Genomic DNA, 22,228 nt, shown 5'->3' with positions numbered 1-22,228 from the left:
GCGGGCCGATGGGCCCCGCCGGGCTGACTCACCTGGTCAGGACCGAGAGGTCCTGGGCGGCCTTGGGGACCGCGACCGTCGAGCGGTCGTCCGAGAAGGTCTGGACGGTGAACATCGCGATGCCCTCGTGCGGGAGGGACAGGGTGCGGGCCGCGTGCACCGGGCCGCCCGAGAGGGTCTCGACGGTGAGGGCGTAGGAGCCCTTGCCGCCCGCCGGGGCCAGGGTCAGCGTCTGCGTGGTGCCCGCCTTGACCGTGACCTCCTGGGAGGCCGGCTCGCCGCCGCCGGTGCCCGGCGAGGCCGTCACCTTGACCTTCGCGTCGGCGTCCGGGGCCGTCAGGGACAGCAGGGTGGTGTTCTCCTCGGGCCGGTTGTCGGCCACGGTCGCCCGCGTCCCGACCGGCCCGCTGCCCGGGACGAAGCCCAGTTCCTGCTTGGCGCCGCTGCCGCGGACCACCCGTACCGCCGCGACCACCGGTGCGGCCTTCTTGGCGTCCGACGGGGTCAGCAGCAGCGAGCCGGGCTCGCCGCGGGTCACGTCCTTGAGGTCCACGCCGGCCGTCATGCCGGCCTTGACGTGCAGCTGTTCGTTGCCCGCCGGGCTGATCGCGCCGCCCGGCCCGGCGAGGCGCAGCTTGAGGTCCGCGTCCTCCTCGCCGGGCGCGAAGACGACGAGCCGTACGTTGGCGGCGTCCGCCGGGATGCCCGGCAGCACCAGTGAGCCCGCCGGGTCCGTGGAGGCGGGCAGCCAGTCGGCTCCCACGCCCTCCTCGGCGACCTGCACCGAGGCGCCCACGCGGCCCGCGCGGGTCGTCACGTGGGCGGTGGCGTCCGCGAGCTGGGTCGCCGGGACGAGGGAGGAGAGCAGGACGGTCTTGGTGGACTTGGGGTCGACCCTGATGCCCTCGCCGGCGTTCGCGTCGGCCTTGGCGACCCCGTCCGGGCCGAAGAGCTTGATGTCGACGACGGCCGCGGCGTCGTCGGGGTTGGTGAGGTGGACGTAGTCCTCGCGGCCCTTGGCCGTGCTGACGGCGGGGAACCAGAAGTCGGTGCCGGGCGCGGTGCAGCCGACGCCGAGCAGGCCGCGGGCCCGGCCGACCGAGACCTTGGTGGTCAGCTGGGCCGTCCAGCCGGGGGCGAGGACCCCGTCGGCGCTGCCCGTGAGGGCGGGTGCGTCGGCGCCGTTGGCGGTGGCCCCGACGGGCTTGCCGGGCTCCTTGGGCTCCAGTACGGGCTTGGCGTCCTTGGTGGCGCCGAGCAGCCGGGCCGAGCCCTTGCCCTCCCCGGCGGGGGCGCCGGGGGTGAAGGCCGTGTACGTGGTCTCCGCGATGTCCGAGGAGCTGGGCCCCGGGCACACCAGCAGGGACCGCTCGACGGGCATCCGGGCGGCGGCCGCCGCCTTGCCCTCGGCCGCCTTGCCGTCGGCGGCGGGCGCGGTGAGGGCGGCGACGCCGGTGAGGGCGGCCAGCGCCGCGGTCACGGCGGCCAGCGTCAGGGGTGCGCGCTGCTTCACTGCTGGGGGCTCCCGTCGGGACGCGGGTCGTGCGGTGCGTGGGGGTCGTACGGCTCGTAGGGCTCGTACGGGTAGGGGTACTGCTGCTGGTCCTGGTACGGGTACGGGGCCTCGTAGGCCTGGCCCTGCTGGCCCTGCTGGTGCTGCTGGTGCTGCTGGCCCTGCTGGTCCTGGCCGTGCTGGCCCTGCTGGTCCTGGCCGTGCTGGCCCTGCTGGTCGTACGAGGGGTACTGCTCGTACTGGTCGTACTGCACCGGCTGCACCGGCTGCACCGGCTGCTGCTGCTCGTACGCGTAGCCGTCCTGCTCGCCGTAGGCCTGGTAGGCGTACGTCTCCTCCCCGTACACCGGCTGCGCCGGGATCTGTGCGTACGGGTCGGCGGCCGCCGCGGCCTCCACCGGTACGGGGGCGGGCTCGGCCTCGGCGCGCAGGCGGCGGGCGCGGCGGCCCTCGCCGGCCTCGCCCGGGCCGGGCTGGGCCGGGAGGACGGCCTCCTCCTCGGGCAGGTCGTCGTCGAGCCGGGCGCGGCGGCCCGGCAGGGCCATCACCAGCAGGACCAGGGCGAGCAGGCCCTGCGCCCAGTGCCAGGCGGTGCGCAGCAGCGAGTCCTCGTGGACGAGGTCGAGGCGGCCGCCGTCGGCGGGCAGTTCGAAGCCCTGCGCCCAGTCGTCCAGGGTCTTGGGCTTGAGGGGCTTGCCGTCGAGGGTGGCCCGCCAGCCGTCGTCGGCCCGGTCGGCGAGGCGCAGGACGCGGCCCGCCTCACCCGCGGGGATCTTGCCGTGGGCCTCGACGGGTCCGGCGGCGACGGGGATCGGAGCCTCGCCCTGCTTGCCGGAGACGATGACGGCGCGCGGCAGCCAGGGCTCCACGCCCCACAGCGCGGTGCCGTCCTGCTGGTGGCGCCGGCTCAGACCCGGGGTGGCGTCGAGGACCCGGCGGATCTCCTCGGGGCCGCCGGGGCGGAACATGACGAAGCGGATGGCGTAGGCGCTGAGCTGGCTGGACTGGTCGGCGCCGGAGCCGGCGACGAGGTTGGAGACGACCTTGTCGAGGCGGGGGTCGCCGCCGGTCCGTGCGGTGATATCGGCGTCGCCGAGGCGGCCGCCGGAGCCGCGGACGAGGCTGTAGGAGACGGTGGCGGGCGCGTCCAGGTCGAGGATCAGGGTGCGGGTCTGGTTGTCGTCCCCGCCTGCGTCGGCGACGAAGGCCGGGACCTGCACCGGGTCGCGGCGCTCCAGCGGGCCGTCGGCGCCGGCGGCCAGCCAGGCGGCCGCGGCGAGCAGCGGGCCCGCGGCGGCGGCCAGGGCGATGAGCGCGGCCAGCGGCTGGCGCCAGCCGAAGCTGCGGGCGGCGACCCGGTCCTTCGCGCCTTCCGCGCCGACTGCTGCGGCTGCGAGGAGGGCGAGTCCGTAGACGACGGTGGCGGGCCCGGCCCAGGCGGTCCGGTTGAGGACGACGGCGAGGAGCAGCGCGGCCAGGGCGACGGCCCAGGCGGTGCGGACGGCGAACCGGCGGTCGGTGCGGAGCAGGGCGGCCAGGGCGGCCAGGACGATGCCGATGAGCAGCAGTCCGGCGGCGGCGCCGGGGCCGCCGGGGCTGATGCCGAGCAGGTCGAGGGCGCTCGCGGAGCCGGTTCCGTAGGGCAGTCCGGCCTCGTGCAGGAAGCGGCCGGGGTGCGTGAGCAGGCCGAGCGACCAGGGGGCGAGCACGAGGAGCGGGACGGCGAGGGTGGCGAGCAGCCGCAGCCCGTACGCCTTCCACTGCGCCCGTCGCAAGACGAGCGCGGCGGCGCCGAGGGCGGCGGCGAGCGGCCAGACGACCGGGGTGAAGGCGGTGGTCAGGGTCAGCAGGAGCGTGTACGTCCACACCGCGCGCCAGCTGCCCCGCTTGCCCGCGCCCGGCTCGCTCTCGCCGAGGGCGAAGGCGGCGACGGCGGCGCGGGCGATGAGCGGGAGGACCACGGCGAGGACGGCGGTGCCGAGGCGGCCGCCGGCGAGGGCTCCGGTCACGGCGGGCAGGAAGGCGTAGGCGATGGCGGCCCAGGCGCGCAGCAGCCGGGAGGCGACGAGCGGCCGGGAGGCGAAGTAGGCGGTGAGGCCGGCGAGCGGGACGGACCCGACGAGGAGCAGGGTCAGGGCGGCCTGGGTGGAGCCGAACAGCAGGGTGGCGAAGGCTCCGAGGACGGCGAGGTGGGGGGGTGCGGAGGCGGTGGAGCCGGTGCCGATGGGCTGCCAGCCGTCGGTGTAGGCGCGCCAGAGGTCGAGGCCGCCGTCGGGGGCGGGCAGCAGGGCGCCGCCCATGAGGGAGCCGCCGCCGATCAGGCCGCGGCAGGCGGCGAGGGAGACCAGCAGGAGGACGGCGAAGAGGAGGGGCGCGGGGTTGCCGGCGATCCGCTTGAGGCGGGCGAAGCGCTCGGCCTGCTGGTAGTCGCCGTCTTCGCCGGGCGCGGTGAGGATGCTGCCGCCGCCGTGCCGGCCCGCGGGCGCGGCGTCGGTGTCGCGGGCGTCGCCGAAGTAGCCGGCCAGCTGTTCCGCGTTGGCCCGCAGGGAGGCGCCCGGCGGGGGGAACAGCGGGCGCAGTTCGGCGGCGGGGACGGCGGGGCGGCTGCGGGCCTTGCGGGCGGCGAGGAGGCGGCCGGGGCGGAGCAGGGTGGCGAGCAGGCCGGTGAGCTCGTCCACGGCCTGGCCGGGGGCCTTGCCGACGAGGTAGGCGAGGGTGCGGAGCACGGTGCCGAACAGGACGCGCAGCAGGACGTAGGGCAGGGCGCGGCCGGAGCTGTTGGCGAGGATCGTGTAGACGGCGCCGGCCTTGTCGACGCGGTGCGGGCTGGAGCTGGTGCGGCCGGCGCAGTCGACGGTGCGGCGTTCGCGGGCGGAGGCCTCGGCGTGGCGCAGGACGGCGTCGGGGGCGACGAGGACGGTGTGGCCGGCGCTCTGGGCTCGCCAGCACAGGTCGACGTCGTCGCGCATCAGGGGCAGGCGCCGGTCGAAGCCGCCGAGGGCGTCGTAGACGTCGCGGCGGACCAGCATGCCGGCGGTGGAGACGGACAGGACGGGGCGGACCTGGTCGTGCTGGCCCTGGTCCTGCTCGCGGCGGTCGAGGCCGGTCCAGCGGCGGCCGCTGCGGGCGATGGTGACGCCGGCTTCGAGGAGCTGCTTCTTGTCGTACCAGCCGCGCAGTTTGGGACCGATGACGGCGGCGTCGGGGTTCTCCTCGGCGACGCGGAGCAGTTCGGCGAGGGCGTCGGGTTCGGGGGCGCTGTCGTCGTGGAGCAGCCAGAGCCACTGGACGGGCTCGCCGTGGGGGAGGTCGGGGAGGTCGTACGCGTCGTCGCGCCAGGTGCGGCTGACGGGGTCCCAGCCGCTGGGGCGCTTGAGGTACGGGAGGTCCTCGGGGGTCAGGGTGCCCGCGGTGCGGGCGGACTCGTCCACGGCGGTGCCGAATCCGGTGCGGCGGGCGAGGTGCAGGACGCGGTCGTCGCCCAGGGCGTCGGTGAGCAGTCGCGCGGATTCGTCGGCGCTGCCGGTGTCGGCGGCGATGTGGTTCTGCGCGGGGCGTTCCTGGCCCAGGAGGCCGGCGAGTGTCCGGGGCAGCCAGCGGGCGCCGTCGTGGGCGACGAGGACCGCGGTGACGACGTGCCGGGGGAACTCGGGTGTGGCTGGGGCCTGGTGGGAGGCCGTCGACTGGCTGTGCAGGGACATCGCGCTACTGGCCCTCCGGCCTGGGGAGTCCCCCTGGGAGCCCCTCCCGGCGAGAGCCGGGGGAGCAGTCGGGGGGAGGTTCCGGGGGTGGTGTGCCCTCGGAGGCTGCTGGACAGCGCCCCACCCTAACGGCTGGCAAGACAGCGGTCCGCCTCCTGCGGGGAAGGTGCAGGAGGCGGACCGTGTGCGGTGCTCTGTGTGTACGTGTTGTGCTGCTCGATATGTCGTGCGATGTGTGGTGGATGCCCGGTCGGTGACGCCTCGGCCGTCTCAGACCGCTGCCTTTTTCAGACGGCGGCGCTCGCGCTCGGACAGACCGCCCCAGATGCCGAATCGCTCGTCGTTGGCGAGGGCGTACTCAAGGCATTCGGAGCGGACTTCGCAGGCGAGGCAGACCTTCTTGGCCTCGCGGGTGGAGCCGCCCTTCTCGGGAAAGAAGGACTCGGGGTCGGTCTGGGCGCACAGTGCGCGCTCCTGCCATCCGAGCTCCTCGTCCGCCTCCTCGACCAGCAGTTCCTGAAACAGCTCGGTCATGTGCGCCCCTCGCTCTGTCTGTGCGTCCCCGTGGTCATGTCGTCACTGATCGCTACGTAACGACACGAGTGAAATTACAAGTGGGCGGCTCCGGCGCAGTCAAGCCGAGATCTGCTATTGGGCCCCTTATTCACTCTGCGGAACCAAGCCTATGCAGAAAGTGTTCATATCGCCAAAAACCATGACACATGCCACGGGCGTCGCAAGACACCCGCCTCACTCACAATCGACGCGCCACTCTCAGATGGGGTTGCGATCCGGCCACAGAAGCGGCGCAGATCACATTCCGGTTACGAGATGGCGCGTCTTGGTTTAGATACCGTCCGGTGCGATCCCTGACGCAGCGCCACTTGCCCCGCCCCGGACTGCACAAACCTTTCTCCGCACTACGTAACCGGATGAGGTGAAAGTTTTCCCCCAAACCGGACATTGGGTTGACAGTCCGGCCTACGACCCGTTCTCCTTGTTCGCATGTCAGCGCCCGCAGCCGCCACCCGGACCCCCATTCGTGGGTTCCTGTGCGCTGCCCAGGTTCGCTGTTGCTGTTGTTGCTGTTGATGCCCGTGGAGCTCCGGCTCCCGTGAGCTCCGGCCACTCCCCACAGCAACCGCCCTGAGCGACTGACACCCGTCGAGGAACACCCCGATGAACCAGGACAGCGACCTCCAGATCGCCGGCGACATCCTCGCCGTCCAGCACCTCCTCCAGCCCGCCCGCGAACATCCGGTCACCGTCGCCGAATTCGCCGGCCTCGCCCGCTCCATCGCCGAGGACCGCACCTCCTGGGAGCACCTCGTCCAGTACGACGCCACCACCCGCTGGTACCACCGGCTGCGCACCGGCCCCGGCTACGAGGTCTGGCTGCTCAGCTGGGTCCCCGGCCAGGGCAGCGGCCTGCACGACCACGGCGCCTCCTCCGGCGTCCTGACCGTGCTCGAGGGCGAGCTGACCGAGCACACCGGCCGCGGACGGCTCACCCACCGCCCCGGCTCCCAGCGCGTCTTCGCCCCCGGCTACGCCCACGAGGTCGTCAACGACGCCCTCGAAGGCGCCGTCAGCCTGCACGTCTACTTCCCCGGCCTGACCGAGATGCCGATGCACACCTGCGCCCCGGCCGAACCGGCGTCCGTGACCGCCTGACCCCGATCGGCCCGACGGCCCCGCCCGTCGCCCGACCACCACCCCTCAGCGACGGCCTGCGGCTGACAAACTGTCTGCATGCGCATTGTTGTTCTGGCCGGCGGTATAGGCGGCGCCCGGTTCCTCTCCGGACTCAAGTCGGCAGTGCCCGACGCGGACATCACGGTCATCGGCAACACCGGTGACGACATTCACCTGTTCGGGCTCAAGGTGTGCCCCGATCTGGACACGGTGATGTACACCCTCGGCGGTGGCATCAACGAGGACCAGGGCTGGGGCCGTGCCGACGAGTCCTTCACCGTCAAGGAGGAACTCGCGGCGTACGGGGTCGGGCCCACCTGGTTCGGCCTCGGCGACCGCGACTTCGCCACCCACATCGTCCGTACGCAGATGCTCGGCGCGGGCTACCCGCTGAGCGCCGTCACCGAGGCCCTCTGCGACCGCTGGCAGCCCGGGGTGCGACTGCTGCCCATGACCGACGACCGGGTCGAGACCCACGTCGCGATCACCGAGGCGGGCACCGGCGAGCGCCGGGTCATCCACTTCCAGGAGTACTGGGTCCGGCTGCGCGCCGCGGTGGACGCGGAGGCCGTGGTCCCCGTCGGGGCCGAGCAGGCCAAGCCCGCGCCCGGCGTGCTGGAGGCCATCGCCGCCGCCGACGTGATCATCTTCCCGCCGTCCAACCCGGTGGTCTCGGTGGGCACCATCCTCGCCGTGCCCGGCATCCGGGAGGCCGTCGCCGCCGCCGGGGCGCCGGTCGTGGGCCTCTCCCCCATCGTCGGGGGCGCGCCGGTGCGCGGCATGGCCGACAAGGTGCTGGCCGCGGTGGGCGTCGAGTCCACGGCGGCGGCGGTCGCCCTGCACTACGGGACCGGGCTGCTCGACGGCTGGCTGGTGGACACCGCCGACGCGGACGCCGTCGCCGAGGTGGAGGCCGCCGGGATCGCCTGCCGCGCGGTGCCGCTGATGATGACCGACCTGGCCGCCACCGCGGAGATGGCCCGGGCCGCGCTGGAGCTGGCGGAGGCGTCCCGGTGACGGCACCGACGGCTGCGGCGACGCCCGTCCGCGCGCCCTCGTACGAGGTGCGGGCCGTCGACGGGATACCCGAGGTCAGGCCGGGCGACGACCTGGTGAAGCTGATCACCACGGCCGCGCCCGATCTGCGCGACGGGGACGTCCTGCTCGTCACCTCGAAGATCGTCTCCAAGGCCGAGGGCCGGATCGTGGAGGCGGACTCGCGCGAGGAGGCGATAGACGCGGAGACCGTACGGGTGGTCGCGCGCCGGGGTCCGCTGCGGATCGTCGAGAACCGGCAGGGACTGGTGATGGCCGCGGCCGGGGTGGACGCCTCCAACACCACGCCCGGCACGGTGCTGCTGCTGCCCGAGGACCCGGACGCCTCGGCCGCGGCGATCCGCGCCGGGGTGCGCGACGTCCTGTCCGTGGACGTGGGCGTGGTCGTGACGGACACCTTCGGGCGGCCGTGGCGCTCCGGGCTCACCGACGTGGCGATCGGCGCGGCCGGCGTACGGGTCCTGGACGACCTGCGCGGGGGCACGGACGCGCACGGCAATCCGCTGAGCGCGACGGTGGTGGCGACGGCGGACGAACTGGCCGCCGCGGGCGACCTGGTCAAGGGCAAGGCGAACGGGCTGCCGGTGGCCGTCGTGCGCGGGCTGGCCCACGTGGTGGGCGAGGGCTCGTCGGCGCGGGACCTGGTCCGGGCCCCGGCCGACGACATGTTCCGGCTGGGCACCTCGGAGGCGGTACGGGAAGCCGTGACGCAGCGCCGTACGGTACGGGCCTTCACCGACGACCCGGTGGACCCGGGCGCGGTACGGCGCGCGGTGGCGGCGGCCGTGACGGCACCGGCTCCGCACCACACCACTCCGTGGCGCTTCGTGCTGCTGGAGTCGGCGTCGGCGCGGCTGGAACTGCTGGACGCGATGCGGGACGCGTGGATCGCGGACCTGCGGGCCGACGGGAAGTCCGAGGAGTCCATCGCGAAGCGGGTGCGGCGCGGGGACGTGCTGCGGGGCGCCCCGTACCTGGTGGTGCCGTGTCTGGTGACGGACGGCGCGCACGACTACGGGCACGCCCGGCGGGACGCGGCGGAGCGGGAGATGTTCGTGGTCGCGATGGGCGCGGGCGTGCAGAACCTGCTGGTCGCGCTGGCCGCGGAGCGGCTGGGCTCGGCGTGGGTGTCCTCGACGATGTTCTGCCGGGACGTGGTGCGGAAGGTGCTGGGGCTGCCGGAGGACTGGGACCCGATGGGGGCGGTGGCGGTGGGACGCCCCGCGTCGCCTCCGTCGGAGCGGGCGGGGCGGGACCCGGAGGACTTCATCGAGGTCCGCTGAGCCCTGAGCCCAAGACACCCTCTAGGGAGTGTCGTCAAAGTCGCGTCGGCCGCCCGAAGGGCGGGGCTGGCGGGGTCTGGTGCGTGCGATCGCAAGGCGGAGGAGGGAGGCGACGCGGAGCGTCGGCGACCGACGACAACGCGGCGAGCGTGCGTGCCAGACCCCGCCAGCCAGACGGGACTTTGACGACACGACCTAGAGGCGGCCGATGTCGCCGCGCGGCATGCGGGGTGTGCGGCGGGGCGGGGCGTGGCCCGCGAGGAGGATGAGGCGGGCGGCGCGGTGACGCTGGCCGGCGTACGGGGCGAGCAGCTCCAGCATGGCGGCGTCGTCGGCGTCGCGGTCGCCGGCGAGGGCGTAGCCGACGATGCCGGGGAGGTGGAGGTCGCCGGTGGTGACGGCGTCCGGGTCGCCGTTGCTGCGCTGGAGGGTTTCGGCGGAGGTCCACGGGCCGATGCCGGGGACGGCCTCCAGCCGGGCGGCGGCCTGCGCCGGCTCCATGGCGGCGGCCTCCTCCATGCGGTTCGCGACGCGGGCGGCCCGGACGATGGTGGCGGAGCGCTTGGCGTCGACCCCGGCCTTGTGCCAGTCCCAGGACGGGATCAGGGCCCAGGTGCGGGGGGTGGGCATGACGTAGAGCTCCTGGCCCAGCGGGCCGGGGGCCGCCTCGCCGTACTGCCGTACGAGGAGGCGCCAGGCTCGGTAGGCCTCGTCGGCGGTGACCTTCTGCTCCAGGATGGTCGGGACGAGCGATTCCAGGACCAGGCCGGTACGGGTGAGGCGCAGGCCGGGGCGGCGGCGGTGGCTGGCGTGCAGGAGGCGGTGGCGGGGGACGAAGGCGGCGGGGTCGTCGTCGGCGCCGAGCAGTGCGGGCAGTTGTTCGAGGAACCAGTCGGCGCCGGGGCCCCAGGCTTCGGCGTGCACCTCCGTCCCCGGGTGGGAGACCCTGAGGGTGGCGGGGCCGAGGGGGGTCTGGCTGGCCTTCCAGATCGACCCGTCGGGGGTGGTGCGGAAGGTGGGGTCGGCCGGTCCTCGCCTGAGGGGGCCGAGGGTGAGGCCGAGGTCCACGGGGCCTCCCGGCGCCCATACCCGGGCCTTGGCGCCGGCGCCTGCCGCTTGGCCCTGCCCGTGGGGGACGGCGGTGCGGCCGCCGCGGGCGGCGGTGCGGGTGAGCGGGGGATCGAAGCGGCCGGCCATGCGTCGAGCGTAGCCCTGCGGGCTGTCAGATCAGAGGGCGTTAAGAGTGGCGAGACCTTCAAGGCGGTTCGGGAGAGTTCCGGTCGAAGACACATCATGATCGATTGTGCCCGCGGTAGCGACGTGGGGCTCCGGCAACGAGGATCAAAGCCAAGCCGGCTCCGAATCCCAATGCCCCTCCGATGGTCATCCGCTGTGGAGTAAGTGGTGTTGGCAGCAGGATTGTGAGGCCGCACCCGACAGCGGTGGTCAGTAGGAGAACGAAGGGTCGACGCAGGCGTTCGAATCGGTCAGAACGGAACAGCCGGGCCTGGGGGTCCTTTTCGGTGAGGGCCTTCGATCCGCTACGTGCACCAGAGACGGCACTCGGGAAGGGGGCGCCCATTGGGGACGTCGATTCCGGCGTGCATCCGGACCCATTAAGAGAGCCGACCCATGCCGATTACGACCTGGCGTCATCTTTGACCCCACTGTGACTGTTTCAGCAGGAGGATCGGCTCCGGGTTCGCGCCTGCATGCTTCCAGATCTTCGAGCGGTACTTGCCTACCGACAGGTACCGGAGCGGGGTTATACGAAGTACGGGAATTCGTCTGTGAGCTGGCGTCGGCTCTTGACCACGCGCAGCGCCTCGGGGTTGACGGCCGGTCTGGTTAAGCAGGTGCCTCCGTACACGGGGCGCAGGATGATCGTGGCTCCACGCCGGTCGGTGTAGATCCAGTGGCCGCCACCGGGGCCGTCTTCGACCAGGTCGCCGATCTGTGCACGGCTCATGAGGTAGTTCTGGGGACGGGGCTGATGTTGTCCAGAGCCGTAGACCACTCGACACCCCCGCCGGCGAGGCGGATGTGAGCGATGCGGATTGTCCGGCCGACTGCCCACTCCTCGGTCACCTCCCTCAGCTCGCCGCATTGACCTGAGGCGATATCGCGTACCTGCGTGCCCGTGAGCGGGTGATTGACGGTACGGCGTTCGTGGTCGCGGACCGGTCCCAGGACCGGGTGGCCGGTCACCGGGCCCACTCCTGGATCCGGACGGCGCTGATCTCCATCGGGTACGCGGGACGCAGGTACTCGTTACTCGCGATCCACTCGCGACCGCCGCTGAGCGGGCGTACGTACGCGAAGCCGGGGAAGGCGTCGGCGGGGGTGCCGTACCGGGTGAGGACGCCGACGGCCAGTTGTTCGGGCGCCTCCATGGCGCGGACTATCGTGCCCGGCTCAGGCCACAGGGAGCGCGGCAGCGCGATGGCGCGGGGGACGTGGTTCTCGTGGTCCTGTCGCTGCGTCATGATCGTCGCCGCCCTGGGTGTGTCGTGTTCGTGCAGGGGAAGCGCAGACAGTTCCGGCGTCCCACCCCGTTCCGGTTGGACGCATCAACTGGTGCACAATCAGAGTGCTTCCACACACCGGGACTTAGAGACCACGCCACTGGACGGCTTGGGACGTCCTCTGTAGCGTTCCGGAGGGCGAACACGTCCCTGGACGTCCCTGGGGGTTTGGATGTCGAACGAACGACTGCGGTCGGCGATGATGACGCTTGGTGTCACCGTCGACGCCATGGCAGGGCACGTCGAGGTCGACCCGAAGACCGTAGAACGCTGGATCACGCAAGGCCGCACACCGTACCGACGGCACCGCCTCACCATCGCGGCGTTCCTGCGCGAAGATGAGGCATATCTGTGGCCGGACGGTCTCCCTGACGGGCAGCGCAAGGACGCGGCTGACGCGGAAGTGCTGAGGATCTACCCACACCGCTCCTACGTGCCGGCAGACCTCTGGCTTCAGCTCTTCGGCCGGGCTGAGCGCGAGATTGGCGTACTGGTGCACGCCGGCGCGTTCTTGGCCGAGAACCCGCGGTGGACACAGCTGCTCAAGCGGAAAGCGGCTTCAGGTGTCCGGGCGCGCATCCTCCTCGGCGACCCCAATGGCCCGGAGGTCCAGCGTCGCGGCGAGGAAGAGGAGATCGGCGAAGGAGTCGCCTACAAGGTGCGGGAGGTGATGAAGCTCTACCGCCCGCTCTACTCGGTTCCCGGAATCGAATTCCGCCTGCACCGGTCGACGCTGCACAACTCGCTCTACCGATCGGACGACGAGTGGCTGGTCAACCCGCAGGTCTACGGAGTGAGCGCCCCAATGGCCCCTGTCCTGCACCTGAGGCGGGTTGCCGGCGCCGAGCTCGTCTCGACGTATCAGCAGAGCTTCGAGAAGGTCTGGAGCGAAGCCGTTTCCATCGAAGGGTGAGCATGAGTCGTACCGACTACTTCAACAACCCCTCCGCACCGAGGGCAAACAGCATCGTCCCTGCAGTGACGGCCTTCGTTGTCAACGAAGACGATCAGATCCTGTTGGAGCGGCGATCCGACAACGAGCTTTGGGGGATGCCGGGCGGCGTGCAGGAGATCGGCGAAACCATCACTGGGACGGTCATCCGAGAAGTCCTGGAAGAGACCGGCATCAAGGTCGAGGTCGTCGGGCTGGTGGGCGTCTTCACGGACCCCGGACATGTCATCGCGTTCTCGGACGGCGAGGTGCGACAGGAGTTCTCACTTTGCTTCCGTGCCCGACCTCTCACCAGCGAAATCAGGGTCAGCGCGGAATCGATCGAGGTGCGCTGGGTTCCCCGACCGGAGGTGGAATCCCTCGACATGTCACCGACTACTCGGTTGCGGCTCAAAGAAGGCTTCCGCGACTCACCGACCCCCAGGATCAGTTGAGCTTCCGAAGTGGGAACCGGATCACGGCGCTGCGCGCGCCAGTGGTGCCGGACCAGTTCGGGGGGACTCCTGGCGGAGTCTGATTGTGCCGGTACTTCGTCACAAGCCGAGCGTCGGTGAAAGCAAATGCGCAGTGGCGACCAATTTCGATATTTCGCATGTCAGTCATAGCCTGCATACGTACGGTGATTCTCGTGCAGCTCAGATACTCATTCCGGATTGAGCCGACGCCTGGTCAGCGCATTGCGCTGGCCCGGTCGTTCGGCTGCGCGAGGGTCGTCTTCAACGATGCCCTTCGTGTCCGGAAGGAGGCCCACGAGCAGGGCAGGCCATATCCAAAGGCAGGGGAGCTGTCCAAGCAGGTCATCACCGAGGCGAAGAAGTCCGGGGCCCGCGCGTGGCTGGCCGAGGCATCGGCCGTCGTACTCCAGCAGTCGTTGCGGGACCTGGACACCGCGTACTCCAACTTCTTTGCTTCGCTGAAGGGCACCCGCAAGGGGCCCAAGATCGCCGAGCCCCGGTTCAAGTCTCGTAAGGACAGCCGACAGTCGATCCGTTTCACCGCCAATGCCCGCTGGTCGATCACCGAAGACGGGAAGCTGAGCCTTCCCAAGATCGGACCGGTGAAGGTGCGCTGGTCCCGTCCGCTTCCGTCCACGCCATCCACCGTGACGGTCATCAAGGACGCGTCGGGCAGGTACTTCGCCTCGTTCGTGGTTCAGACAGACCCGGCCGCTGACATCCTCACGCCAGCCGATTCGGATCAGGGAATTGACCTCGGGCTGACCCGCTTCGCCGTCCTCGCCGACGGCACGCACATCCACTCGCCGAAGTACCTGCGGCGGGCCGAGAAGAAGCTGAAGAAACGACAGCGGGAACTGTCACGTAAGCAGAAGGGAAGTAAGAACCGGGATAAGGCCCGCATCAAGGTCGCCCGTGCTCACGCCGAGGTCGCTAACGCTCGCCGCAACTTCCACCACCAGTGGTCTCACAAGCTGACCAGCGAAAACCAAGCTGTGTTCGCCGAGGACCTGAACGTGCGTGGACTGGCGCGCGGTCTGCACTCCAAGAGCGTCCACGACGCCGGGTGGGCACAGTTCCTGATGTTCTGCGCGTACAAGTCCACCCGGCGCGGACGCACGTTCACCACGGTGGACCGCTTCTTCCCCTCCTCCCAGATCTGCTCGGCCTGCGGATTCCGTGACGGCCCCAAGCCCCTTCACGTCCGCACATGGACATGCGACGCGTGCGGCAGGATCCACGACCGGGACTGGAACGCCGGCAAGAACGTCCGGTCCGAGGGCCGCCGCATCACAGCGGCGGCCCAGTCACCATCCACCCCCGGACCGGGGGCCCCGGAGAGCAAGCACTCCGGGTAAACGCCTGTGGAGCGCGGTAAGACCCTGGTCGGCAATCAGGGCGCGCGTGTCGAAGCAGGAACCCATCTCAAGCCCCACCATCACAAGCGGAGGGCAGGGAGAGAATCGCCCTCATTCATGGGGGCGAGGAGGTCAAGGGCGGCCCTGGAGCTTCGCCGACGCCGTGCGGGTCGGGGGGAGTTTGCCGTACAGGCGCTTGCCGGGGCATTCCGTCGCGAAGCCGTCCCGGTGGCCCGAGATGACGTTCATCTTGACGTTCGTGCCCTTGGCGTAGAGGTTGCCGCCACCCGACTTCAGGGTCGTCTTCGCGCGCGGGTCCCGGCCGAAGAGGCCGAGCTTCCAGGCCGTGAGGCGGGCGACCGCGTCGACCGCCACCGCCGGCGGGGCCGTGGAGGAGTAGGAGCCGAGCACCGCGATGCCCATGCTGTCCGTGTTGAAGCCCATGGTGTGCGCGCCGAGCACGGGCTTGGAGACTCCGCCCGCGCGGCCCTCGTAGACCGTGCCGCACTTGTCGACGGCGAAGTTGTAGCCGAGGTCGCGCCAGCCGCTGCTGAGCACGTGGTAGCGGTACAGGCTGCGGATCACCGCCGGGGCGTCCTTGCAGGCGTAGTTGTTGCCGGAGGCGCTGTGGTGGACGAAGGCCGCCTTCACCGTGTTCGTGTAGACGAAGGCCCTCTCGCGCAGTGACTCGTCCGCGCCCCACCCCTTGCGGGTGACGATCCGCGGGCGCGGGCCGATGTACGGGGCGGCCGCCGCGGTCAGCTCTCCGTCGCTCGCGAAGATCGCGTCGGCGGTGGAGTCGGCCTTGTTCAGCTCGGTGATCTCGTTCGCGCCGAGCGGGGCGTGGGGCACGTTCGCGGCGGAGGACTCGGCCATCTCCATCGTCATGCCCGGCGCCACCACCTCGCCCTTGTCGTCGCCCTCGGGTCCGCTGTTCTTGCCGTCCGCCGGCCCGGCGGGCCGTTCCGCGCCCGGGTCGACGAGTTCGATCCGCAGGCCCGAGGGCAGCCGGGCCGGCGCGCGGGTGGCCGGATTGGCCGAAGTGCCCGGGGCGGCCGGGGTGCCCGGTTCCGCCTGGACGCGGACCTCCACTCCGTCGGACTCGCCGACCCACAGCGGGGCGGTGGCTCCGCGGACCCGGCCGGAGTCGCGTTCCGCCGCGTCGAGGTCGGCCGCGTGCTCGCTGTTGTGGATCTCGACGTCCTGCCAGTCGGACCAGGTCCCGGTCCTGGTCGAGCGGGTACGGACCTGGACCCGGCCGTGGAGTTCGGTGGCGACGTCGTCCCAGACGACGCCGACCAGCGAGAACGTCTTGACCTCGCGGGCGGCCAGGCCCTGCGTTTCGGGGACGCGGGGCGAGGCGCTCGTGCCGGGGACACCGGGGCTGCGGTCCGCCACGGGTCCCAGGGGGACGAGCGGCAGGGACTGGGTGGACCCGGCTGGGGTGACGGGGGCGACCGCGCCCGGGGCGGGGGCGGCCAGGGCCGGAGTGGGGAGCGCGAGGGGCAGGGCCAGTGCGGCAGCCGTCGCGACGCCGATCGAGGAAGCAAGGAATCCACGCATGAAAAGGATGGTGAGCACCCGCACCACCCGGCGCCATCCGAGAACTGACGCTCCGTCCGGCGTCCCCCACGTACCCCTCCCCCGTACGGCGGAGCCGGGGGCCGCCGTACGGGGGACGGGCCCGCGTACCCTGTGCCGGGTGAACGCCACTGACCGCACCCCTGCCGACCTGCTGCGATCCGCGCTCGCCGCCGATCCGGGCCGCCCGCTCGTCACCTTCTACGACGACGCCACCGGCGAGCGCGTCGAATTGTCCGTCGCGACCTTCGCCAATTGGGTGGCCAAGACCGCCAATCTGCTCCAGGGCGACCTGGGCGCCGAGCCCGGGGAACGGCTCGCGCTGCTGCTCCCGGCGCACTGGCAGAGCGCCGCCTGGCTGCTGGCCTGCGCCTCGGTCGGGGTCGTCGCCGAGGTGGACGGCGATCCGGCCGGCGCGGATCTCGTCGTCAGCGGGCCGGACGGCCTGGAGCGGGGCCTGGCGTGCGACGGCGAGCGCGTGGCGCTCGCGCTGCGGCCGCTGGGCGGGCGCTTCCCGCACGCGCCGGCCGGATACGCGGACTACGCGGTGGAGGTGCCCGGGCAGGGCGACCGCTTCGCGCCCTTCGTCCCGGTCGACGCGGACGGCCCCGGGCTGGTCGTCGGCGGCGAGGAGCTCTCGTACGCATCGCTCACCACCCGCGCCCGGGAGGACGCGGCGAAGCTCGGCATCGGCGAGGGCTCGCGGGTGCTGACCGGGCTCGGCTACGACACCTGGGAGGGACTCTCGGCCGGGCTCTACGCTCCGCTGGCCGCGGGCGCGTCCGTGGTGCTGTGCCGGAACCTGGACCAGCTGTCGGCGGACGCGCTGGCGCAGCGGATCGAGAGCGAGCGGGTCACCCACACGGTCTGATGTCCGTGCGGTCCCCCGTCACCCACACTGCTCAATCGCGGTAACCGGCGATTTGTCACCCATATGGCCCTAGACACACCCCTGCCCCCAGGCTGCTCCGGCGGCCCGGGGGCAGGATCGGCAGTGGCCGTGCTCACCCGTACGGCTGCCTGATCCGAAAGAGGCGACCCGAAGTCACAGCGGCGAGGGGACGGACGCCAGTGAGGGACAGCGCGGGCATACCGGGCGGGACCGAGGCGGCACGCTCCAAGCGGCCCCGGCGGAGCCGCAGGCGTCGGCTGCTGCGCTGGCTCGGGCTCGGGGCCGCCTTCCTGGTGCTGGCGGGGGCGGCGACCGGCTGGTGGCTCTACACCAAGCTCGACGGGAACATCACCGAGGACACCTCGGCGTCGGCCGAGCTGCGGCGCTACGAGCGCGACCGCCCGGCGTACGTCGCCACCGGCGCCCAGAACATCCTGCTGATCGGCTCGGACTCGCGCTCCGGCAAGGACAACGCCCGCTACGGGCAGGACAGGGGCACCCAGCGCTCGGACACCACGATCCTGCTGCACCTGCCGCGGGACCGCAGGAGCGCGACCGCCGTGTCGATACCCCGGGACCTGATGGCGGACATCCCCGCCTGCCTGACGACGGACGGGAGCCGCACCGAGGAGCGGTTCGCGCAGTTCAACTGGGCGTTCCAGTGGGGCGGGGCCGCCTGCACGATCCGTACCGTGGAGCGGCTCACGGGGATCCGGATCGACCACCACATGGTGATCGACTTCGGCGGGTTCAAGAAGATGGTCGATGCCATCGGCGGGGTGGAGGTCTGCCTCAAGGAGCCGATGGACGACGCCGAGGCCAAGCTGAAGCTGGCCGCCGGGCGCCAGACCCTCCGGGGCGAGGAGGCCCTCGGCTTCGTCCGGGCCCGTTACAGCCTGGGGAACGGCAGTGACACCGAACGGATGGAGCGCCAGCAGCAGTTCCTGGGCTCGCTCGTCGACAAGGTGCAGAGCAACGGGGTTCTGCTCAATCCGGCCCGGCTGTACCCGCTGCTGGACGCGGCGACCTCCTCCGTGACCACGGACCCGGGGCTGGCCTCGCTGCGCGACCTGTACGAACTCGTACGGGGCATCAGGGACATACCGACCGATCAGGTCAAGTTCCTGACCGTGCCCCGGCGGCCGTACGCCGCCGACCCGAACCGGGACGAGCTGGCGGAGCCGGACGCGGCGCGGCTGTTCGATCAACTGCGGACGGACAAGCCGGTGACGGTCGCCCCGCCGAAGCCCGCGCTCCCGGCCGGTCCGTCGACCGGTCCGGCGACCGGCACGCCCACCGGCACGCCCACCGGCACGCCGACCGGCACGCCGACCGCCACGGCGACGGCCGCGACACCGGACCCGGCCGGCGCGGGAACCACCACGCCCCCCGCACCCGTCCCCACCTTTACCGGGACCACGGCGGGCAACGCCGACTGCCGGTAAAGCAATCCCAAAAGCCGGTGACCGAACCGAGTGGGATGGGCGCTTCGCCCCGTTATAAGGGGAGTGGAATTTGTCACCAGCATGGTTTGCGGCCGAACAGGGCGGATAAGGTGAGCGATCCGGTGCCCGGCCGGACCAGAGACCGGGCGCCAGCAGCCGGATCGTTGACCGTGCGCCTGGGGGAGGCGCGTCGCGAGGCACCCGACGGAGGACTCGAGCAACCGTGGATGCGCAAAGCCGTGGGCGAGCAGACGAAATCGACCCCGCAGACCAGTGGGTGCTCAACCCCCGCACCGGCAACTACGAACTGCGACTGGGTGACTCCGCAGCGCAGCAACGGCCCACGGTCGCCGCGCCGCGCAGATCCAGGTCGACCCCCACCGCCCCCACCAGCCCTTCCCCGGCCGTACCGAAGCCGCGGCGCGGCGACGGCCCGCCCGGCCGGCGCGGCGGCCGCCCCCGCAAGGGCGGAGGCGGCGGACGCCGCAAGAAGGCGCTGGTCATCACCAGCCTGACGCTGGCGTTCCTGCTGGCCGGCGGCGCCACCGCGGCGTACCTCTACTACGACCACCTGAACGGCAACCTCAGCGTCACCGATGTCGCGGGCGCGGGCACCGGCGGGTTCAAGAAGGACCAGGCCATCAACATCCTGGTCATCGGCACCGACAAGCGCAGCGGCGCCGGCAACGAGGGTTACGGGGACAAGGACAGCGTCGGCCACGCCGACACCACGATCCTGTTCCACATCGCCAAGGACCGCAGCAACGCCACCGCGCTGTCCATTCCGCGCGACCTGATCACCGACATCCCGTCCTGCCCGACGAAGCAGCCCGACGGATCGACGAAGGAGATCCGCGGCACGAAGGGCACGCGCTTCAACACCAGCCTGGGTCAGGAGGGGCGCGACGCGGGCTGCACGATGCGCACGGTCAAGGGCATCACCGGAATAGAGATCGACAACTTCATGATGGTCGACTTCAACGCGGTGAAGACCCTGAGCACCGCGGTCGGCGGGGTGCCCGTCTGCCTGGACAAGGACGTCGACGACGAGGACTCCAAGCTCAAGCTGACCAAGGGCGAGCACAAGCTGGCGGGTGAGGAGGCCCTCGCCTTCGTACGGACCCGGCACGCCTTCGGCAACGAGAGCGACCTGGACCGGATCAAGACCCAGCAGCAGTTCCTCGGCTCGATGATGCGCGAGATGAAGTCGAAGGAAACGCTGACCAGTCCGAAGAAGTTCTTCTCGCTCGCGGAGGCGGCCACCAAGTCGCTGACCGTGGACCAGGGTCTGGGATCCATCAACAAACTCACCGATCTCGCAGGCGAGTTGAAGGACATCGACCTCAAGAACATCACCTTCACCACCCTGCCGGTGCTCGACAACCCGGCCGAGAAGGTCAAGGCGACGGTCGTGATCAACCCGGCTCTGGCCGACCCGCTGCTGCAGATGATCCGGGGGGATGTCTCGCTCACCGAGGTCGAGAAGAAGGAGCAGGCGCAGAAGGAGGCGGCCGACGCCGACGCGAAGGCCAAGCAGGACGCGCTGCTCCAGGGCAACCGGGCCCCCGCGGCGGACGTACGCGTGGACGTCTACAACGGCGGTGGCCCCAAGGGCGCCGCCTCCACCACGCTGAGCTGGCTCCAGAACACCAAGGGCATGAACAAGGCCAGCAACCGCGGCAACGCGCCGGCGAAGGTCGGCGCCACGCAGCTGGAGTTCGCGCCCAACCAGGCCGACCAGGCCCGGGCGCTGGCGGACGCATTGGGGCTGCCGGTCACCGCGCTGAAGATGGGGACTGCGGACGCTGCGGCGAAGACGCCGATGAAGCTGACGCTGGGTCCGGACTTCCAGCAGCCGGGCGCCCCGCTGGCGGCCCCGGCTCCGCAGGAGCTGCCCGAGGACGTGCAGCAGGCCCAGGCCGACAAGGCCGTCTGCGCCAAGTAACGGGGCATGGCCGGTCATTACCGGCAGATCATCGACCAAGAAGGATCTTGAGGGGGACGTGTGAGGCACAGCAGCGTGCGAGGGGAGGGGGCGACCGCCCAGGCCGCCGGGGACACCTCCGGCGGCGGCGCGGACGCGCCCGGCTCGGTGCCCGCACAACGGGCCGGCTCCCGGGCCGCCCGCCGCCGGGCGGCAGCGGGCGGCCGTTCGAACAGGCGGGGCCGGCGGCGCGTGCTGCGCTGGGTGGCCTCCGTACTGTCCCTGCTCATACTCGGGACGGGCGCGGCCGGCTACCTGTACTACCGCCATCTCAACGGCAGCATCAAGACGGACGCGCTGAACCTCGGCGAGACCAAACTGGGCGGCTCCAAGCCCAACGCCTTCGGGCAGACCCCGCTGAACATCCTGCTCATCGGCTCCGACGCGCGCGACGACGAGGCGAACCAGTCCCTCGGCGGGGCCAAGAACACCTTCGGCGGCCCGCCGCTGGCGGATGTGCAGATGCTGCTGCACCTGTCCGCGGACCGCAGCAACATGTCCGTGGTGTCCATGCCCCGCGACACGATCCTGATGATGCCCAAGTGCACCGAGCCGGGCGGCAAGGTGCATCCCGCCAGCAAGGGCCTCGTCCAGACGAACGAGTCGCTCCAGCGCGGCGGACCGGGCTGCACGGTCGCCACCTGGATCGAGCTGACCAAGATCCCCATCGATCACTTCATGATGATCGACTTCAAGGGTGTCGTCTCGATGGCGGACGCCATCGGCGGCGTCCCCGTCTGCGTCGAGCAGAACGTGGAGTCCCGCGACCGCGAGGGCAGGGGCTCCGGCCTCAAGCTGCCGAAGGGCGAGAGCGTCATCCAGGGCGAGCAGGCCCTGCAGTGGCTGCGCACCCGCTACGGCTTCGAGGACGGCACGGACATCGGCCGCACCCACGCCCAGCACCAGTACATGAACTCGATGGCCCGCGAGTTCCGCAAGAACGCGAAGCTCACCAACCCGGGCAAGCTCAACAGCCTGGCGCAGGCCGCCATCAAGGCCATGGTCGTGGACGACGGCCTGAACAAGATCGACAAGCTGTTCGACCTCAGTATGGAGCTCAAGAAGGTCCCGCCGGGCCGGATCACCATGACCACCATGCCGTGGTTCTACAGCACGCGGCCCGGCATGGACGGACGCGTCGAGCCGCTGCCGGGCGAGGCCGAGGACCTGTTCCGGATGGTCCGCGAGGACATCGCGCTGGACGGCAAGGGCTCCGGGACCCCGACGGACGGTGCCTCACCCTCGCCGGGCGCCTCCGCGAGCCCGGGCGCCCCGAACGCCGCGAGCTCCCCGGCCCAGCCGTCCCTCGCGCCGGCCGCGCCGCCCGCGAAGATCGCGGTCTCCGTCCGCAACGCCACCAGCGGCAAGGCGGGCGCCGAGACCAGGGTCAAGAACCGGGCGACCGACGTCGCGGCCCTGCTGACCGGCAAGGGCTTCACCAAGGCCACCGCCGAAACCCAGACGGGGGCCGAGGACACCACGGTGGTCCGCTTCGCCACTGACGCCCAGGCCGCCGACGCCACGGCCGTGGCCACCGCGCTCGGCCTGCCGGCCACCGCCGTGCAGAAGTCCGACGAGGTCACCGGGATCGTCCTGTTCGTCGGCAAGGACTGGCGGACCGGCACCGCGCCGACCCCGCCGCCGCCCGCCCCGACCGTGGCCCCGACGTCGGCCCACGCGCTCAACGGCGACAACGACAAGGCCTGCATGGCGATCCAGCCCGGCTTCACCTGGTAGCGGCAGCAGGCACGCGAAAGGGGCCCGGTGCGGCGGCTGTGCAGGTCACAG

At 71.6% G+C, this 22,228-nt stretch carries 17 protein-coding genes; 10 read left to right on the top strand and 7 right to left on the bottom strand.

All coding sequences use genetic code 11. The features are described 5' to 3' along the window. Positions 1-28: 28 nt before the first annotated feature. From ACZ45T_RS14845 to ACZ45T_RS14835, 3 genes are all read right to left on the bottom strand, one after another. A complete protein-coding gene (locus tag ACZ45T_RS14845; RefSeq protein ID WP_468441092.1) occupies positions 29-1,513 on the bottom strand; it encodes a DUF5719 family protein in 1,485 nt (494 codons plus the stop codon). Then, a complete protein-coding gene (locus ACZ45T_RS14840; RefSeq protein ID WP_468441090.1) occupies positions 1,510-5,214 on the bottom strand; it encodes a glycosyltransferase family 2 protein in 3,705 nt (1,234 codons plus the stop codon). Before ACZ45T_RS14840 ends, ACZ45T_RS14845 begins: the two co-directional genes overlap by 4 nt. A 270-nt stretch (positions 5,215-5,484) precedes the next feature. Beyond that, complete coding sequence (locus tag ACZ45T_RS14835) at positions 5,485-5,748, bottom strand: WhiB family transcriptional regulator (protein ID WP_003983763.1); 264 nt, start codon at positions 5,746-5,748, stop codon at positions 5,485-5,487. Positions 5,749-6,393: 645 nt separating this feature from the next. Here ACZ45T_RS14835 and ACZ45T_RS14830 point away from each other — a divergent pair. The 3 genes from ACZ45T_RS14830 to ACZ45T_RS14820 all read left to right on the top strand — a co-directional run bounded on the left by ACZ45T_RS14830 (position 6,394) and on the right by ACZ45T_RS14820 (position 9,248). Further along, positions 6,394-6,888, top strand: coding sequence for a cysteine dioxygenase (locus ACZ45T_RS14830; protein ID WP_468441088.1), 495 nt, complete (start codon positions 6,394-6,396; stop codon positions 6,886-6,888). Positions 6,889-6,966: 78 nt separating this feature from the next. Continuing rightward, positions 6,967-7,926, top strand: coding sequence for a 2-phospho-L-lactate transferase (gene cofD, locus ACZ45T_RS14825; RefSeq protein ID WP_468441086.1), 960 nt, complete (start codon positions 6,967-6,969; stop codon positions 7,924-7,926). Beyond that, positions 7,923-9,248 carry a coenzyme F420-0:L-glutamate ligase gene (locus ACZ45T_RS14820; RefSeq protein WP_468441085.1) on the top strand — a complete coding sequence of 442 codons (1,326 nt, stop codon included), beginning with the start codon at positions 7,923-7,925 and terminating at the stop codon, positions 9,246-9,248. The genes cofD and ACZ45T_RS14820 overlap by 4 nt, the downstream gene beginning before the upstream one ends. 195 nt (positions 9,249-9,443) lie before the next feature. On the opposite strand, the gene ACZ45T_RS14815 is transcribed toward ACZ45T_RS14820, so the two are convergent. The 3 genes from ACZ45T_RS14815 to ACZ45T_RS14805 all read right to left on the bottom strand — a co-directional run bounded on the left by ACZ45T_RS14815 (position 9,444) and on the right by ACZ45T_RS14805 (position 11,734). Continuing rightward, positions 9,444-10,445: a DNA-3-methyladenine glycosylase family protein gene (locus tag ACZ45T_RS14815; protein WP_468441083.1), complete on the bottom strand. Its 1,002-nt coding sequence runs from the start codon at positions 10,443-10,445 to the stop codon at positions 9,444-9,446. 568 nt (positions 10,446-11,013) lie between these two features. Next, complete coding sequence (locus tag ACZ45T_RS14810; RefSeq protein ID WP_468441081.1) at positions 11,014-11,217, bottom strand: hypothetical protein; 204 nt, start codon at positions 11,215-11,217, stop codon at positions 11,014-11,016. Positions 11,218-11,452: 235 nt separating this feature from the next. After that, positions 11,453-11,734, bottom strand: coding sequence for a hypothetical protein (locus ACZ45T_RS14805; protein WP_468441079.1), 282 nt, complete (start codon positions 11,732-11,734; stop codon positions 11,453-11,455). 211 nt (positions 11,735-11,945) lie between these two features. Here ACZ45T_RS14805 and ACZ45T_RS14800 point away from each other — a divergent pair, with 211 nt between their 5' ends. From ACZ45T_RS14800 to ACZ45T_RS14790, 3 genes are all read left to right on the top strand, one after another. Further along, positions 11,946-12,686, top strand: coding sequence for an XRE family transcriptional regulator (locus tag ACZ45T_RS14800; RefSeq protein ID WP_468441077.1), 741 nt, complete (start codon positions 11,946-11,948; stop codon positions 12,684-12,686). A 2-nt stretch (positions 12,687-12,688) separates the two neighbouring features. Then, positions 12,689-13,159 carry an NUDIX domain-containing protein gene (locus tag ACZ45T_RS14795; RefSeq protein ID WP_468441075.1) on the top strand — a complete coding sequence of 157 codons (471 nt, stop codon included), beginning with the start codon at positions 12,689-12,691 and terminating at the stop codon, positions 13,157-13,159. Positions 13,160-13,353: 194 nt separating this feature from the next. Next, positions 13,354-14,538, top strand: a complete 1,185-nt coding sequence (locus tag ACZ45T_RS14790; RefSeq protein ID WP_468441151.1) for an RNA-guided endonuclease InsQ/TnpB family protein — start codon at positions 13,354-13,356, stop codon at positions 14,536-14,538. A 132-nt stretch (positions 14,539-14,670) separates the two neighbouring features. Here the strand turns inward: ACZ45T_RS14790 and ACZ45T_RS14785 are convergent, their stop codons facing one another. Beyond that, positions 14,671-16,101, bottom strand: coding sequence for a peptidoglycan recognition protein family protein (locus ACZ45T_RS14785; protein ID WP_468441073.1), 1,431 nt, complete (start codon positions 16,099-16,101; stop codon positions 14,671-14,673). A gap of 139 nt (positions 16,102-16,240) precedes the next feature. Here ACZ45T_RS14785 and ACZ45T_RS14780 point away from each other — a divergent pair, with 139 nt between their 5' ends. From ACZ45T_RS14780 to ACZ45T_RS14765, 4 genes are all read left to right on the top strand, one after another. Next, positions 16,241-16,990 (top strand): TIGR03089 family protein, encoded by a 750-nt coding sequence (locus ACZ45T_RS14780; RefSeq protein WP_468441071.1) that lies wholly within the window; start codon positions 16,241-16,243, stop codon positions 16,988-16,990. Between the two features lie 200 nt (positions 16,991-17,190). Then, positions 17,191-18,456: an LCP family protein gene (locus ACZ45T_RS14775; RefSeq protein WP_468441069.1), complete on the top strand. Its 1,266-nt coding sequence runs from the start codon at positions 17,191-17,193 to the stop codon at positions 18,454-18,456. 223 nt (positions 18,457-18,679) lie between these two features. Further along, on the top strand, positions 18,680-20,401 hold the full coding sequence (locus ACZ45T_RS14770; RefSeq protein ID WP_468441067.1) for an LCP family protein: 1,722 nt from the start codon (positions 18,680-18,682) through the stop codon (positions 20,399-20,401). 60 nt (positions 20,402-20,461) lie between these two features. Further along, complete coding sequence (locus ACZ45T_RS14765; RefSeq protein WP_468441065.1) at positions 20,462-22,177, top strand: LCP family protein; 1,716 nt, start codon at positions 20,462-20,464, stop codon at positions 22,175-22,177. The last annotated feature ends 51 nt before the right edge of the window (positions 22,178-22,228 follow it).

Source organism: Streptomyces sp. NPDC030995 (genome assembly GCF_055571215.1).
Note: the sequence above shows the minus strand (reverse complement) of the source record. Positions and strands in the feature narration are given on the sequence as shown.

Excerpts from the sequence above, each read along its gene's own strand:
- ACZ45T_RS14795 (WP_468441075.1), top strand. The coding sequence starts at position 12,689 with ATGAGTCGTACCGACTACTTCAACAACCCCTCCGCACCGAGGGCAAAC.
- cofD (WP_468441086.1), top strand. The coding sequence starts at position 6,967 with ATGCGCATTGTTGTTCTGGCCGGCGGTATAGGCGGCGCCCGGTTCCTC.
- ACZ45T_RS14835 (WP_003983763.1), bottom strand. The coding sequence starts at position 5,748 with ATGACCGAGCTGTTTCAGGAACTGCTGGTCGAGGAGGCGGACGAGGAG.
- ACZ45T_RS14785 (WP_468441073.1), bottom strand. The coding sequence starts at position 16,101 with ATGCGTGGATTCCTTGCTTCCTCGATCGGCGTCGCGACGGCTGCCGCA.
- ACZ45T_RS14800 (WP_468441077.1), top strand. The coding sequence starts at position 11,946 with ATGTCGAACGAACGACTGCGGTCGGCGATGATGACGCTTGGTGTCACC.
- ACZ45T_RS14840 (WP_468441090.1), bottom strand. The coding sequence starts at position 5,214 with ATGTCCCTGCACAGCCAGTCGACGGCCTCCCACCAGGCCCCAGCCACA.
- ACZ45T_RS14815 (WP_468441083.1), bottom strand. The coding sequence starts at position 10,445 with ATGGCCGGCCGCTTCGATCCCCCGCTCACCCGCACCGCCGCCCGCGGC.
- ACZ45T_RS14805 (WP_468441079.1), bottom strand. The coding sequence starts at position 11,734 with ATGACGCAGCGACAGGACCACGAGAACCACGTCCCCCGCGCCATCGCG.
- ACZ45T_RS14830 (WP_468441088.1), top strand. The coding sequence starts at position 6,394 with ATGAACCAGGACAGCGACCTCCAGATCGCCGGCGACATCCTCGCCGTC.
- ACZ45T_RS14810 (WP_468441081.1), bottom strand. The coding sequence starts at position 11,217 with ATGAGCCGTGCACAGATCGGCGACCTGGTCGAAGACGGCCCCGGTGGC.